Origin of the sequence: Microbacterium sp. OR16 (assembly GCF_047306725.1) — a bacterium.
Classification (GTDB): Bacteria; Actinomycetota; Actinomycetes; order Actinomycetales; family Microbacteriaceae; genus Microbacterium.
This window is the reverse complement of record NZ_JAZEXK010000001.1, coordinates 1,170,092-1,183,652: the sequence shown is the minus strand read 5'-3', so window position 1 is coordinate 1,183,652 and position 13,561 is coordinate 1,170,092. Positions and strand designations below refer to the sequence as shown.

Genomic DNA, 13,561 nt, shown 5'->3' with positions numbered 1-13,561 from the left:
CTCAGGCACCCAGCCGGGGCTCGAATCCGAAGGTGCGGCCAAGGAAACGCAGCTCCGCCTCGAGCGAGGCGACGATCGTCTCCGCGGCGCGGAAGCCGTGCCCCTCGCCCTCGAAGAGCAGGTACTCGTGCGGCACGCCGCGCGCGGCCAGCGCGTCGCGGATCGCTTCCGACTGCGACGGGGGCACGACTCGGTCGTCCGAACCCTGCTGCAGCAGCACCGGCACGTCGATCCGGTCGGCGTGCGAGAGCGGCGACCGCTCGATGTACACGCTCTCGGCCTCGGGCAGGGGACCCACCAGGCCGTCGAGGTAATGCGCCTCGAAGTCGTGGGTCTCGGCGGCCAGCATCCGCAGATCTGCTACTCCGTAGCGGGAGATGCCCGCTGCGAAGGTGCCGCCTCGCACCAGGGCGCACAGCACCGTCCACCCGCCGGCTGATCCGCCGCGGATGGCGATGCGGGCAGGGTCGGCGAGCCCGGCATCGGCCATGCCCTGCGCGGCGGCGATGACGTCGTCGACATCGACGACGCCCCACTGCCCGTCCAGACGCTCGCGGTAGGCGCGGCCGTAGCCGGTCGATCCGCCGTAGTTCACGTCGAGCACGCCGATGCCGCGGCTGGTCCAGTACGCGTACGCGGTGGATGCCGCCCCCGAGACGTGCGCGGTGGGGCCGCCGTGCACCATGACGATGTACGGCGGCAGCTCGCCGTCGGGCGTGGAGGCGTCGGGGCTGGTGGGCCGGTAGTCGAACGCGTGCACCGGTCCGTGCGGGCCGTCGAAGGTCACCGGGCGGGCACGGGGAACCCAGACGGGATCCGCCTCGGCACCGCCGGTCACCGTCGTGATCGTGCCGTCGTCGAGGTCGACGCACCACAGCCCCGCCCCGACCGTCCGGCCCGCGCCCGAGATGAGCACCCGCGATCCCTGCGCGTCGTCGATGCTCGCGCCGGCCGTGATCGGCAGGGTGAGCAGCTCGACGACCTCGCCGTCGGGCGAGATGAGCACGATTTCGTCGGATCCGTTCGTGCGCACGGCGACGACGCGGCCGTCGTCGAGAGGCTGGTACCAGCGGTTGCCGAGCACCCACAGCCCGCCGCCGGTGTCGGCGTCGGCCAGGCAGAACGGCTCGGTCGTCGCCGGCGGGGTGGGCGCGGGCGGCGGCGCGACGTCCACGACGTGTGCGAGGTGCAGGTTCCAGCGTCCGGTGGCGTCGTCGGCGTACAGCAGCCGGTCGTCCGAGAGCCATTCCGGCTGCACGGGCGCCCGGCTCGGGACTCCGGCATCCCAGCCCGACTCGAGATGCATGACCGAGACGATCGCCCGCTCCCACGGCATGTGCTCGGCGTTCCACTGCACGTACGCCAGCTGCTTCCCGTCGGGCGAGAGCGCCGGATGTGCGACGAAGCCGTTCACCGAGACGAGCGTCCGCACGGCGGACTCGTCGTCGGCCGCCGTGCCGTCGAGCGGGATCTCGACGATCGCGCGCACATGCGGATCGGGTCGCAGGTCCTCGCGCACCGCGAGCAGCCGGCCGTGCTGCAGCCGCAGGCCGCCGTACGCGGGGCCGGCCGCGGTCAGCGGCTCGGGGGCGCCGCCGCGCGGCATCCGGTGGATGCGCTGGTCGCCGCCGTGCACGAAGTACAGCGTGCCCTCGGCGTCGGCCGTCCACGCTCCGCCGCCGTACTCGTGCACGCGCGAACGCGCGTTCCACGGCGCGGGCAGGATCTCGTCGCCGCTCGAACTGCGCACCGTCACCCTGCCGCCCTCGGCGGGAACGGATTCGCCCCACCACACCTCGTCGCCGACGAAGCGGGCTCCGTCGATGCGGGGGGATGCCTGCGCGATCATCTGCGCGGTGAACGGTGAGGGCCACGAGCCGTACGGTGCGGTCATGGATCCGAGCCTAGCCAGACTCGCAGGTGACACACGGCGTCACACAGTGTGCGCCGCGCCGAGCCGCTGTCCTACCGTCTGAGGACGCCCCGCCGCACCGGTCCCGAAGGAGAATCGCCATGACCAGCGTCCCGTTCTCCTTCGAGCTGTACCCGCCGCGCACCGCCGAGAGCACGCGCGCCCTGCACGACACGATCGACCGCCTCGCCGAGGCGGGGCCTGACTTCATCTCGGTCACCTACGGCGCAGGAGGGTCGACCGGCGGCCGCTCGCTCGACGTGCTGCGATACATCCGCACGCACACCGACACCGAACCGCTCGCGCATCTCACCTGTGTGGGCAACACCTATGCGGGCGCCACCCGTCTGATCCGCGAGTTCCTCGATGCCGGCGTGCTGAGCTTCCTCGCGCTGCGCGGCGACCCGCCGGCTGGCCAGAGCGAAGACGACGTGTTCCTCGGCGACCTCGAGAGCTCGGCGCAGCTCGTGCAGCTGATCGACCGCGTACAGGCCGAGCGCGCGCCGTACGAGGAGTCGCCGGTGCGCGGCAACCCCGGAGCCGTACGGGTCGCACCGCGCCGCAAGGTGAACATCGCCGTCGCCGCCTTCCCCAACGGCCACCCGCGCTCGGCCTACAGCAGCCAGCACGTCGACGCGCTGCTGGCCAAGCAGGCCGCCGGGGCGACCGTCGCGATCACGCAGCTGTTCTTCCACCCCGACCATTACCTCGCGTTCGTCGAGCGTGCGCGCCGCGCCGGCGTGACGATCCCGATCCTCCCGGGCATCATGCCGATCACCTCGCCCGCGCGCCTGGCGCGCGTGCTCGAACTGACCGGCGAGGAGCTTCCGAGCGAGCTCGCAATCGAGCTCGAGATCGAGCCGACCACCGAGGGACGCCGCCGGGTCGGCATCCGCTGGGCGGCCGACCTCATCCGCGCCGTCGTCGACGGCGGCGCACCCGGTGTGCACCTGTACGCGTTCAACCAGCACGAGACCGTGCTCGACGTCCTCCACTCCGCCGGGGTCATCCCCGCGCTCTCCGCAGCATCGAAAGGAACCTCATGACCGCTTTCCCCGCAGGGACGATCCTCGGCTACCCGCGCATCGGGCGTCGTCGCGAGCTGAAGAAGGCCGTCGAGTCCTTCTGGGCCGGCCGCTCCGATCAGGCGGAACTCGAGCGCACCGCCGCCGAGCTGCGCGCGACGACGCGTGCCCGCCTCGCGGAGCTGGGCCTCGGCCGCGATGACTCGTCGATCCCCGAGTCGTTCTCGTTCTACGACCAGGTGCTCGATACCGCCGTCACGGTCGGCGCCATCCCCACGCGCTTCGACGACCTCCGCGACGAGGACGGCACGATCGGACTCTCCGCCTACTTCACCGTCGCACGCGGCGAGGGCGAGCGCGCACCGCTCGAGATGACCAAGTGGTTCGACTCGAACTACCACTACCTCGTCCCCGAGATCGGCCCCGAGACGACCTTCTCGCTCGCCAGCGAGCACCTCGTCCAGCAGGTCGCCGAAGCCGCCGCCGCCGGATACGTCACCCGCCCGGTGATCGTCGGTCCGGTCACCCTCCTCGCGCTGGCGAAGGCGTCGGACGACGCGCCGGAGGGCTTCGAGCCGCTCAGCCGACTCGCCGACGTGCTGCCGGTCTACACCGAGCTTCTGGCGAAGCTCAAGGCCGCCGGCGCCCAATGGGTGCAGCTCGACGAGCCGGCGCTGGTCAGCGAATCGCTGCCGGTCGACACCGCGACCCTCGCTGACGCGGCAGCCCGCGCGCTCGCGGTGCTGGGCGGTGCGAGCGAGCGCCCGCAGATCTTCGTCGCCGCCCCGTACGCGGCGCTCGGCGCGACACTCGACGTGCTGGCCGCCGCACCTGTCGAGGCGATCGGCATCGACCTGGTGCGTGGCGAGGTGCCGGCAGCGCTCCCCGCGCTCGAGGGCAAGACGCTCGTCGGCGGAGTGATCGACGGGCACAACATCTGGCGCGGCGACCTCGATGCCGCGTTCGCGAAGCTGGAGGCGCTGCGCGACCTCGGAGCGGCTGCGCTGTCGGCATCCACCTCGACCTCGCTGCTGCACGTCCCCCACGACGTCGACGACGAGACGGCCCTGGACGCCCGTCTGGTCTCCTGGCTCGCCTTCGCCGACCAGAAGGTCGGACAGGTCGTCACCCTCGCGCAGGGTCTCGAGCGCGGGCGGGATGCCATCGCTGCCGCGCTCGAGGCGGCGTCGGCCGCCCTCGCCGACCGGCGCGACGCCCCCGGCGTGCGCGACGGCGCTGTGCGCGGGCATGAGGTCGCCGAGACCGAGTTCTCACGCGTGTCGTACGCCGAGCGCGAGAGCGCGCAGCAGGCGCTGAACCTGCCCGCCCTTCCACTCACCACGATCGGGTCGTTCCCGCAGACCGGCGACATCCGCCGCGCTCGCGCCCAGTTCCTGCGGGGGGAGCTTCCCGCAGAGGACTACGACGACTTCCTGCGTCGCGAGATCGATCAGGTCGTCGCGCTGCAGGAGGAGCTGGGCCTCGACGTGCTCGTGCACGGTGAGCCCGAGCGCAACGACATGGTGCAGTACTTCGCAGAGCACCTCGACGGATTCGCCGTGACCGAGCACGGCTGGGTGCAGTCGTACGGTTCGCGCGCCACCAGGCCCTCGATCCTGTGGGGCGATGTGTCGCGCCCCGCGCCGATCACGGTGTCGTGGGCGTCGTACGCGCAGTCCCTGAGCGTCAAGCCGGTCAAGGGCATGCTGACCGGCCCGGTCACGATCCTCGCGTGGTCGTTCGTGCGCGACGACCAGCCGCTCGGCCAGACCGCCAACCAGGTCGCGCTCGCACTGCGTGACGAGATCACCGATCTCGAGGCCGCTGGGATCGCCATCATCCAGGTCGACGAGCCGGCGCTGCGCGAGCTGCTTCCGCTGAAGGCGGCGGACCAGGCGGACTACCTCGACTGGTCGGTGCGCTCGTTCCGGCTGGCGACCGGCGGCGCCGCAGCGGGTACGCAGATCCACACCCACCTCTGCTACTCGGAGTTCGGCGTCGTGATCGACGCGATTCGCGCGCTCGATGCCGACGTGACCTCGATCGAGGCGGCCCGCAGCCGCATGGAGGTCGTCGCCGACATCGCCCGCTTCGGATTCGACCATGGGGTGGGCCCTGGGGTCTACGACATCCACTCGCCGCGCGTGCCCAGCGTCGAGGAGATCGAGGCGCTGCTGCGCCGCGCCGTCGACGAGCTGCCGCTGCGGCAGCTGTGGGTCAACCCCGACTGCGGTTTGAAGACCCGCGCGTACGAGGAGACCGTGCAGTCTCTGCGCAACATCGTCGAGGCCACCCGACGCGTCCGGGAGGACGTTTCGGCCGCCGTCTGAGACGCGTTCACGACGAAGAGGCGCCCCTTCCCATCGGAAGGGGCGCCTCTTCGTCGTGTGCGCGATCAGACCGCGCGAAGCACCGCGACGACCTTGCCGAGCACGACGGCCTCGTCGCCGAGGATGGGTTCGAACGCCGAGTTGCGGGGGAGGAGCCAGGTGTGACCGTCGCGGCGGCGGAACGTCTTCACCGTCGCCTCACCATCGATCATGGCCGCGACGATCTCGCCGTTCTCGGCGTTGTTCTGCGTGCGCACGACGACCCAGTCCCCGTCGCAGATCGCCGCGTCGATCATCGACTCGCCGTTGACCTTGAGCATGAACAGGTCGCCCTTGCCGACCAGCTGCCTGGGAAGCGGGAAGATCTCCTCCACCTGCTGGTCGGCGGTGATCGGCACTCCGGCGGCGATCTGCCCGACGAGCGGCACGAGTGCCGCGTCGCCCACCGCGGGAGCGGTGTCGGCCGGGTTCTCGGCACCGCTGCCGGGGAGATCGATCAGAACCTCCATGGCGCGGGTCTTGCCGGGATCACGGCGCAGGTAGCCGCTGAGCTCGAGCTGCCCGAGCTGGTGCGTCACGCTGGAGAGCGACTTGAGACCGACGGCGTCGCCGATCTCGCGCATGCTCGGCGGGTAGCCGTGGCGCGCGATCGAGCTCTGGATCACCTCGAGGATGGCCATCTGCTTCGGGCTGAGGCTCTTGCGCCGACGCGTGCGGGGAGCCTCGGCTGCGGTCTCAGGGGTGTCGCTCATGGGTGCTCCTTCATGCCCTCACACGGTGCGGATCCGCGTCATCGCGGGGATCCGATTCGAATGTCGGTGGCCCATGGTGGGCTGACTTCATCGAAACCGTATCCGAGTTCTCTCGCGAAACGGAAGATCTGTTCGAGCGTGTCGCGCATCCAGCGGCCTTCGATTCGAAGAATCCTTGACAGATGTTCGATATCGAAGATAGATTCGGAACGTAGCTTCGCATCCGGCGTCCCCGGCCGGATGCCGGATGCGAAAGCTGCACCACCTCCGCCTGACGGCGGTGAGAGTGAAGAGGAGCATCACATGAGCACGATCAGCATCCAGGCCCCCCTGACCGTCCCGGTCGCGGCCGCTGCGCGGCGTTCTGTCCCGACCCGGCTGCGTCTCACCGCGCGCGGTCGCCGTCTGCTCGCCACCCTCGCCGCAGCGCCCGTCATCGCCGGCATCACCGTCTCGCTGCTGGCGGGCGGCTCGGCCCTCGCCTCCGGTGAGAGCGACCCCGTCGCCTTCGAGACCGTGACGGTGCTGCCCGGCGACACGCTGTGGTCGATCGCGGCTGAGGCCGCCCCCGCCTCCGACCCCCGCGAGGTCATCGACGACATCAGGCGTCTCAACAACCTGAGCTCGGGCATGATCCAGGTCGGCGCGTCGATCGCGATCCCGACCGAGTACGCCGACTGATCGCGCCGACTGAGGGCGCACTTCGCCCGAGGCCACTCGGCCTGGGCGGACGGGCGAGGGTGCACCGTCATCCGCGGCGGCGTCCGTCGTGCGCGGCCTACGATGGAGCATGTGACATCCCTCGATGAGCTGCCCCTCCGCGCCGACCTGCGCGGGCTCACGCCGTACGGTGCCCCGCAGGTGCCGCTTCCTGTCGCTCTGAACGTCAACGAGAACACGCATCCGGTTCCCGACGAGGTCGCCAGCGACATCCTCGACGACATCGCGCTTGCACTGCGAGACGTCAATCGCTACCCCGACCGTGAGTTCACCTCGCTGCGCGAGGCGTTCGCGGAGTACCTCGGCCACGGGCTCGCCGCCGAGCAGATCTGGGCGGGCAACGGCTCGAACGAGGTGCTGCAGCACATCATGCAGGCGTTCGCCGGCCCAGGCCGGACGGCGTTCGGATTCGCGCCCACCTACTCGATGTACCCGCTGATCACGCAGGGCACCGGTGCGCACTGGATCGCCGGCACGCGGCACGACGACTTCACCATCGACCCGGATGACGCCGCACGGCAGGTCGCCGACGTCGACCCCGACGTCGTCATCCTCTGCACGCCGAACAACCCGACGGGAACGCCGCTCGGGCTCGAGGTCATCGAGGCGGTGTACGAGGCGGCACGCGGCGTCGTCATCGTCGATGAGGCCTACCAGGAGTTCGCCCCGCACGACGCGCCGTCCGCGCTCACGCTGCTCGACGGGCGTCCTCGGCTCGCGGTATCGCGCACGATGAGCAAAGCCTTCGCGTTCGCCGGTGCGAGGGTCGGCTATCTCGCCGCCGACCCTGCATTCATCGACGCGCTGCGTCTGGTGCGTCTGCCCTACCACCTCAGCGCCCTCACGCAGGCTGCCGCCGTCGCGGCACTGCGCAACGCGTCGACCATGCTGCGCATGGTCGACGAGATCGTCGAGCAGCGCGAGCGGATCTCCGCCACCCTGGAGGCGCTGGGCTACACGCCGCACGTCTCCTGGTCGAACTTCGTGCTGTTCGGCGGGGTCGACGACCCGAAGGCGACCTGGCGCGCGCTGTACGAGCGCGGGGTGCTGATTCGCGACGTCGGCATCCCGCATCACCTGCGCGTCTCGGCGGGCACCGAAGCCGAGACCACTGCATTCCTGGAAGCCCTCGCGTCGATTGGATCGTCGTCATGACCGACCGCACCGCCCGCCGAACCCGCAGCACGTCCGAGTCGACCGTCGAGGTCGTCGTCGATCTCGACGGCACCGGCCGCAGCGAGATCGACACCACCGTGCCGTTCTTCGACCACATGCTCACCGCGTTCGCGAAGCACTCCCTCACCGACCTCACCGTGCGCGCGACGGGCGACACCCATATCGACGCGCACCACACGGTCGAGGACATCTCGATCGTGCTCGGCCAGGCGATCCGCGAGGCGCTCGGCGACAAGGCGGGCATCTCCCGCTACGGCGACGCCCTCGTCCCCCTCGACGAAGCGCTCGCCCAGGCCGTCGTCGACATCTCGGGTCGCCCGTTCCTCGTGCACGACGGCGAGCCGGCGGGATTCGAGTTCCACCTCATCGGCGGCCACTTCACCGGCTCGCTGGTGCGCCACGTGTTCGAGGCCATCACCTTCAACGCCGGACTGACCGTGCACGTGCGCGTCATCGGCGGGCGCGACCCGCACCACATCGCAGAGGCGGAGTTCAAGGCGTTCGCCCGCGCGTTCCGTCAGGCCAAGGCGCTCGACCCGCTGGTCGAGGGCATCCCGTCCACGAAGGGTGCGCTGTGACCGCGCGACGCGTCGTCGTCTTCGACTACGAGTCGGGCAACGTGCACTCGGCGGTGAAGGCTCTGGCCGCGGCGGGAGCCGAGGTCGAGCTCACCCGCGACCGCAGTCGCGCACTCGAGGCCGACGGTCTGCTCGTCCCCGGGGTGGGGGCGTTCGCCGCTGTTCGCGATGCGCTGCTCGCGCACGGCGGTGACGAGATCATCGATCGTCGCCTCGCCGGCGGGCGCCCGGTGCTCGGCATCTGCGTCGGCATGCAGGTGATGTTCGCGCGAGGCGTCGAGCGGGGTCAGCCCGCCGACGGGTTGGGGGAGTGGCCGGGCACCGTCACCGAGCTGGATGCCCCGGTGCTGCCCCACATGGGCTGGAACACGGTGGAACCCGGTGAGGGCAGCGTGCTGTTCCGCGGCATCGAGAACGAGCGCTTCTATTTCGTGCACTCGTACGCCGCCACGACGTGGGATCTCGATGTCATCCCGCCGTTCCCGCAGCCAGCGGTGACGTGGGCGACGCACGGTGAGCGCTTCATCGCGGCAGTCGAGAACGGACCGCTCGCAGCGACGCAGTTCCACCCCGAGAAGTCGGGCGATGCGGGCATCCGGCTGCTGCGCAACTGGATCGGCTCGCTCTGAACGCCGCACGGGCGCGCTGAGCGCGGTTCCCGGCCGGCTGAGGGCCGAGAACCGCGCCAGAGCGGGTCGTCGGAGTCAGAGACCGCGTGCGACGGCGGCTCCCGCGGCCAGCCAGGCGGTCTGCGTCGTGGGCGCGAGAGCGCCGAGTCGCAGGTGGCCGTCGACCATCTCGTGATCGAACGGGATGGCGACCACCTCTCGCGCCAGATCGCGGTATCCGTCGACCACCTGCGCGACATCGGCGGGAGTCGCCTTGGGGTCGGCCTGAGTGACGACGACCACCGAACGTCGCGCGAGCCGCGCCGATCGCTCGTCGCGGTCCTCGAGCGCCTCGAGCAGCAGCGCGCCGGCCTCCGCGTGGTCGTCGCGCGTCGTGGTCGCCACGACGATCTGATCGGCGTGGTCGATCATGCGCAGCCACATGGGATCGGACTCGTCGTTTCCGGAGTCGATGAGGATCAGACGGTAGTACTTCGCCGCCACGGCATGGATCGCGTCGATGTCTGCAGAGCGCAGCCGGTTCTCCTGCGCGAGTCGCATCGGCTTCGAGCGCAGCACGTCGTACTTCTCCCGCGCCTGGTGGTGCACGAAATGGGCGAGGTCGGCCGACTGCGCTCCCGCGCCCAGCAGCCGGTCTGCCTCGGGGAGCAGCTCGAACAGGGTCCTGTCGTGCGGGCCCGTATCGGTGCGCCAGCCCAGCGTCCCGCGGGTCTGGTTGTTGTCCCACGCGAGCACACCTGCGCCGCCGAAGCGGGCGAAGACAGCGGAGAGCAGGACGGTGGTCGGGGTCTTGCCCGCCCCGCCCTTGCCGTTCACGACGGCGATGGTGCGCGGGCCCGGCCAGTGCTGGCTGACGAGCAGCTCGTTGTCGCGCACGGCCCGCTCGGCGGCGCCCGGGGCGAGCGAGAACCCGATGCGGTTCAGCATCCCGCGCGCGCCGGTCCGTGCCGGCTCCTCCCGCGGCTCGTGCTGCAGGAACGACGGCCGCTCACGCTGTTCGCGTCGTGACGCCGGCGCGGCCGGCCGAGTGGACGTCGCGGGCGCGGATGGCGCGATGGACACCGGGGCGGATTCGGACGCGGCCTGCGCCCCAGGCGCAGATGCCGGTGCAGTGGAGATCGAGCGCGCGGCGGGCGCGGCAGCCGAAGCGACAGGCGCGGCGACCCGAGCTGTAGGCGCGGCAGCCGGAGCGGTCGGCGCGGCAGCGGCTGCCGGAGCTGCCGGAGCTGCCGGAGCGGTCGGCGCGGCAGCGGCAGCCGGCGCGGGGGTGATCGGCGAGGCGGCGGGCCGGGCATTCGTCCCACGGTGATAGCGCGGCGCCTCCACGGGGCCGTCGGACGAGGTCAGAGGCACCTCCGAGACCAGCGACTCCGACTCGGCCGATGACCGGCGTGCAGCGCTCGTCCGTCGGCGCAGCGGACCTGCATCGCTGCCGTTGTGCGCGTCGGCCATGCCTCACGTCCCTTCGTGTGATGAGCGCACAGGCGAGCATCCCCCGCTCGTGCGCATCCGATCGTACCGCCGGGGCCTGCGAGAACCCCAGCCGCCTGCCGCCTCGAGCGTCATCTCATTTGAGACGGCCCCCCTGCCCGGCTACTCTGATCTCTCGTGCCCGCTCGGGCCGCACCCACCCCCTTCGAAGGACGACATGAACGACTTCGCACAGTCCCCCTCGCTGATCCTGCTGCCCGCGGTCGATGTCGCCGGCGGCAAGGCGGTGCGCCTGACGCAGGGCGAGGCCGGCACCGAGACGAACTACGGCGATCCCGTCGACGCGGCCGGTGAATTCGTCGACGCAGGCGCCCAGTGGATCCACCTGGTCGACCTCGACGCGGCCTTCGGGCGCGGCAGCAACACGGCGATCCTGCGCAAGGTCATCAAGCAGTACCGCGGCGTGAGCATCGAGCTCTCCGGGGGCATCCGCGACGATGCGAGCCTCGACGCCGCGCTCGAGGCCGGCGCGACGCGCATCAACCTCGGCACCGCCGCGCTCGAGAACCCGGAGTGGTCGGCCGACGTCATCAGCCGCTACGGCGACGCGATCGCGGTCGGACTCGACGTGCGCGGCACCACGCTCGCCGCCCGAGGCTGGACGAAGGAGGGCGGCGACATCTGGGACGTCCTCGAGCGCCTGGAAGAAGCGGGCTGCAGCCGCTACGTCGTCACCGACGTCACCAAGGACGGCACGCTGCGCGGACCGAACCTCGAGCTGCTGCGCGAGATCACCTCTCGCACCCCCAAGCCCGTGATCGCCTCCGGCGGCGTCGCGACGCTCGACGACATCGCCGCGCTGCGCGAGCTCGTTCCGCTCGGCGTCGAAGGCGCCATCGTCGGCAAGGCGCTCTACGCCGGCCAGTTCACCCTCGCCGAGGCGCTGGATGTCGCCGGCGACTGACCACGCCTGCGACCACGGGCACGGTGCCGCGAACAGCGGCGACTCCGCCGGCGTCCCCTGGGAGGGGCGCAGCTTCGAGGCGAACCCGCACGCCGCCGACGACGGCTCCGCCGATCCCGCGCTGCTGACGGCCCTGCTGCGCTTCCGCTCGGGTGAGGGGTCCCAGGCGGAGGTCGTCGACGCCTTCCGGGCAGCCCGCGTGCTCGTGCCGCTCATCGCCGAGAAGGGCGAGGAGGGCACCGGCCCGACGGGGCTGAAGGTCGACAAGACGCAGGAGCTGTCGATCGTCACCGTCGCCGCCCCCGACGGCCGTCGCGTGCAGCCCGTCTTCTCCTCCGTCGACGCGATGCGGCGGTGGGATGCCTCGGCCCGCCCGATCCCCGTCGAGGCGATCCGCGTGGCGCTGTCCGCCTCCAGCGAGCAGACCGACCTGATCGTGCTCGATCCGGCATCCGAGACCGAGTTCGTCTTCCGCCGCCCGGCCGTCTGGGCGATCGCCCAGCAGCAGCGCTGGGAGCCGAGCCACCTCTCTCCGGAGGTGTTCACGGCCCTGCGCGAGAGCATCGCCCACGAGCTCGCGGTCATCGACGTGTCGGTCGCCGCAGGGGATCCGGATGCGCGGATGCGCGGACCGGAGCTCATCGTCACGCTCGAGCTGGTCGACGGTCTCGAGCGCGACACGCTGGACGCCGTGCTGGCCAGGCTCGCGCAGCGCTGGGCTGCCGATGATCGGATGGCCGTGCTCGTCGACTCGCTGACCGTGAAGCTCACCCGCTCGGGCGGCTGACGATCCGACCGGGCTGCGCCGGGTTTCACGGACCGTCAGCCTGATGCTTCCCCGGCTCCCGGCGGACGGGGAAGGATCACCTCGCTGCGGTGGCCGCCTGACGATCCGCAGCCGACGGGGAAGGTCGTCGCCACCACCAGTACGCCGAGATCGCCGCACCGATCAGCAGCCACACCGCGCCCAGGATCTGCGCATGCGGGTTGGCGTTCGCCAGCGCGTAAGCGAGCACGGCCGTTCCGACGACGGGCGAGATCCAGTGCAGGAAGAACCGTCTGCTCCGACCACGAACGCCGAAGTGCACGATGACGGCGACGTTGAGCAGGATGTACGCGGTCAGTGCGCCGAACGTGACGAGCGTCGTCAACAGCTCCTGCTGCGCCGTGCCGGTGATGCCGACGACCAGGGAGAGCGCGGCGATCAGCGCCGCTGCTGCGGCGGAACGTCATACCGCGACCGACGCCCGAATCCTCTCGGAGCGTCTGGAGGAGTATCGCACCGCTGCATCCGGCGCGCCAGCGCGGTATGCCGACGGACGGCTGCACCTCGCCATCGCGGCGGCCGCGCACACATCCACCCTCTCCGACGTGCTGCTGTCGCTCGAACGGAAGATGCACATCACGGCGCCGGCGCACCCCTGGGGCCACTCCGCTGGGTGGGCGGACCTCGAGTCGAGGTCTCTGCAGGACCACGAACGACTCATCGGTGCGATCCTCGCCCGCGACGTCGCCGAGGCGCACGAGGTCGGTCGCCGACACGCGCGGATCAATTTGGAGCTGCTGGAGAACGCGCGGCGGAGAGCGCGGGATGAACCTCAGCGCTGACCCCGCGCCTGCCGGTTCGTGCGACCCGTACGAGCCGGCCCGGCTTCAGTTGACCGGGCCGGTCCACTTCTCGCCTGGGCCCTTGCCGATCGGGTCGGGGATGACGGATGCCTCGCGGAACGCCAGCTGAAGCGAGCGCAGTCCGTCGCGCAGCGATCGGGCATGCATGTCGCTGATCTCGGGTGCTCCCGCGGTGATGAGGCCTGCGAGGGCGTTGATGAGCTTGCGGGCCTCGTCGAGGTCGGTCTGCTCCTCGGGGGAGTCGGCCAGCCCCACCTTCACGGCGGCGGCGCTCATCAGATGCACGGCGGTCGTCGTGATCACCTCGACGGCGGGAACGTCCGCGATGTCGCGCGTCGCGGAGCTCGCCGCCTGCTCCTGCTGCTCCCAGCGATCGTGGCGGTCATCGTGGTGCTCGGCAGGAATCGTCACTTCG

At 71.0% G+C, this 13,561-nt stretch carries 15 protein-coding genes; 10 read left to right on the top strand and 5 right to left on the bottom strand.

Annotation, left to right across the window (positions count from 1 at the left end; translation table 11 throughout):
• Nucleotide 1: 1 nt before the first annotated feature.
• Entirely contained in the window at nt 2-1,894 is a 1,893-nt protein-coding gene (locus V2S05_RS05730; protein ID WP_413634355.1) for a prolyl oligopeptidase family serine peptidase, read from the bottom strand.
• A gap of 119 nt (nt 1,895-2,013) precedes the next feature.
• On the opposite strand from V2S05_RS05730, the gene V2S05_RS05725 reads away from it, so the two are divergent.
• Nucleotides 2,014-2,958 (top strand): methylenetetrahydrofolate reductase, encoded by a 945-nt coding sequence (locus tag V2S05_RS05725; protein WP_413634354.1) that lies wholly within the window; start codon nt 2,014-2,016, stop codon nt 2,956-2,958.
• Entirely contained in the window at nt 2,955-5,267 is a 2,313-nt protein-coding gene (metE, locus tag V2S05_RS05720; protein ID WP_413634352.1) for a 5-methyltetrahydropteroyltriglutamate--homocysteine S-methyltransferase, read from the top strand. Before V2S05_RS05725 ends, metE begins: the two co-directional genes overlap by 4 nt.
• A gap of 65 nt (nt 5,268-5,332) precedes the next feature.
• Here the strand turns inward: metE and lexA are convergent, their stop codons facing one another.
• Complete coding sequence (gene lexA / locus V2S05_RS05715) at nt 5,333-6,019, bottom strand: transcriptional repressor LexA (RefSeq protein ID WP_271637239.1); 687 nt, start codon at nt 6,017-6,019, stop codon at nt 5,333-5,335.
• A 303-nt stretch (nt 6,020-6,322) separates the two neighbouring features.
• Between lexA and V2S05_RS05710 the strand changes: the two genes are divergently transcribed.
• The 4 genes from V2S05_RS05710 to hisH all read left to right on the top strand — a co-directional run bounded on the left by V2S05_RS05710 (nt 6,323) and on the right by hisH (nt 9,122).
• A complete protein-coding gene (locus tag V2S05_RS05710; protein ID WP_333909420.1) occupies nt 6,323-6,700 on the top strand; it encodes a LysM peptidoglycan-binding domain-containing protein in 378 nt (125 codons plus the stop codon).
• A 102-nt stretch (nt 6,701-6,802) separates the two neighbouring features.
• Nucleotides 6,803-7,894, top strand: a complete 1,092-nt coding sequence (locus V2S05_RS05705; protein WP_413634350.1) for a histidinol-phosphate transaminase — start codon at nt 6,803-6,805, stop codon at nt 7,892-7,894.
• Nucleotides 7,891-8,493 carry an imidazoleglycerol-phosphate dehydratase HisB gene (gene hisB / locus V2S05_RS05700; protein WP_271637241.1) on the top strand — a complete coding sequence of 201 codons (603 nt, stop codon included), beginning with the start codon at nt 7,891-7,893 and terminating at the stop codon, nt 8,491-8,493. Before V2S05_RS05705 ends, hisB begins: the two co-directional genes overlap by 4 nt.
• Entirely contained in the window at nt 8,490-9,122 is a 633-nt protein-coding gene (gene hisH / locus V2S05_RS05695; protein ID WP_413634348.1) for an imidazole glycerol phosphate synthase subunit HisH, read from the top strand. The genes hisB and hisH overlap by 4 nt, the downstream gene beginning before the upstream one ends.
• 75 nt (nt 9,123-9,197) lie before the next feature.
• Here the strand turns inward: hisH and V2S05_RS05690 are convergent, their stop codons facing one another.
• Nucleotides 9,198-10,049 (bottom strand): AAA family ATPase, encoded by an 852-nt coding sequence (locus tag V2S05_RS05690; RefSeq protein WP_413634346.1) that lies wholly within the window; start codon nt 10,047-10,049, stop codon nt 9,198-9,200.
• Nucleotides 10,050-10,176: 127 nt separating this feature from the next.
• On the opposite strand from V2S05_RS05690, the gene V2S05_RS05685 reads away from it, so the two are divergent.
• From V2S05_RS05685 to V2S05_RS05675, 3 genes are all read left to right on the top strand, one after another.
• Nucleotides 10,177-10,431 (top strand): hypothetical protein, encoded by a 255-nt coding sequence (locus tag V2S05_RS05685; protein WP_413634344.1) that lies wholly within the window; start codon nt 10,177-10,179, stop codon nt 10,429-10,431.
• 339 nt (nt 10,432-10,770) lie between these two features.
• On the top strand, nt 10,771-11,517 hold the full coding sequence (gene priA / locus V2S05_RS05680; RefSeq protein WP_271637245.1) for a bifunctional 1-(5-phosphoribosyl)-5-((5-phosphoribosylamino)methylideneamino)imidazole-4-carboxamide isomerase/phosphoribosylanthranilate isomerase PriA: 747 nt from the start codon (nt 10,771-10,773) through the stop codon (nt 11,515-11,517).
• Nucleotides 11,501-12,304 (top strand): SseB family protein, encoded by an 804-nt coding sequence (locus V2S05_RS05675; protein WP_413634342.1) that lies wholly within the window; start codon nt 11,501-11,503, stop codon nt 12,302-12,304. The genes priA and V2S05_RS05675 overlap by 17 nt, the downstream gene beginning before the upstream one ends.
• A 76-nt stretch (nt 12,305-12,380) precedes the next feature.
• Here the strand turns inward: V2S05_RS05675 and V2S05_RS05670 are convergent, their stop codons facing one another.
• Complete coding sequence (locus V2S05_RS05670) at nt 12,381-12,668, bottom strand: hypothetical protein (RefSeq protein ID WP_413634341.1); 288 nt, start codon at nt 12,666-12,668, stop codon at nt 12,381-12,383.
• Between V2S05_RS05670 and V2S05_RS05665 the strand changes: the two genes are divergently transcribed.
• Nucleotides 12,652-13,125 carry an FCD domain-containing protein gene (locus tag V2S05_RS05665; protein WP_413634340.1) on the top strand — a complete coding sequence of 158 codons (474 nt, stop codon included), beginning with the start codon at nt 12,652-12,654 and terminating at the stop codon, nt 13,123-13,125. The two genes, V2S05_RS05670 and V2S05_RS05665, sit on opposite strands and share 17 nt — an antisense overlap.
• A 45-nt stretch (nt 13,126-13,170) precedes the next feature.
• On the opposite strand, the gene V2S05_RS05660 is transcribed toward V2S05_RS05665, so the two are convergent.
• A complete protein-coding gene (locus V2S05_RS05660; RefSeq protein WP_413635245.1) occupies nt 13,171-13,551 on the bottom strand; it encodes a DUF1844 domain-containing protein in 381 nt (126 codons plus the stop codon).
• Between the last annotated feature and the right edge of the window lie 10 nt (nt 13,552-13,561).

Coding starts and splice junctions, on each gene's coding strand:
- hisB (WP_271637241.1), top strand. CDS start 7,891: ATGACCGACCGCACCGCCCGCCGAACCCGCAGCACGTCCGAGTCGACC.
- V2S05_RS05710 (WP_333909420.1), top strand. CDS start 6,323: ATGAGCACGATCAGCATCCAGGCCCCCCTGACCGTCCCGGTCGCGGCC.
- V2S05_RS05675 (WP_413634342.1), top strand. CDS start 11,501: ATGTCGCCGGCGACTGACCACGCCTGCGACCACGGGCACGGTGCCGCG.
- V2S05_RS05685 (WP_413634344.1), top strand. CDS start 10,177: ATGGACACCGGGGCGGATTCGGACGCGGCCTGCGCCCCAGGCGCAGAT.
- metE (WP_413634352.1), top strand. CDS start 2,955: ATGACCGCTTTCCCCGCAGGGACGATCCTCGGCTACCCGCGCATCGGG.
- priA (WP_271637245.1), top strand. CDS start 10,771: ATGAACGACTTCGCACAGTCCCCCTCGCTGATCCTGCTGCCCGCGGTC.
- V2S05_RS05730 (WP_413634355.1), bottom strand. CDS start 1,894: ATGACCGCACCGTACGGCTCGTGGCCCTCACCGTTCACCGCGCAGATG.
- V2S05_RS05705 (WP_413634350.1), top strand. CDS start 6,803: ATGGAGCATGTGACATCCCTCGATGAGCTGCCCCTCCGCGCCGACCTG.
- V2S05_RS05725 (WP_413634354.1), top strand. CDS start 2,014: ATGACCAGCGTCCCGTTCTCCTTCGAGCTGTACCCGCCGCGCACCGCC.
- lexA (WP_271637239.1), bottom strand. CDS start 6,019: ATGAGCGACACCCCTGAGACCGCAGCCGAGGCTCCCCGCACGCGTCGG.
- V2S05_RS05690 (WP_413634346.1), bottom strand. CDS start 10,049: ATGCTGAACCGCATCGGGTTCTCGCTCGCCCCGGGCGCCGCCGAGCGG.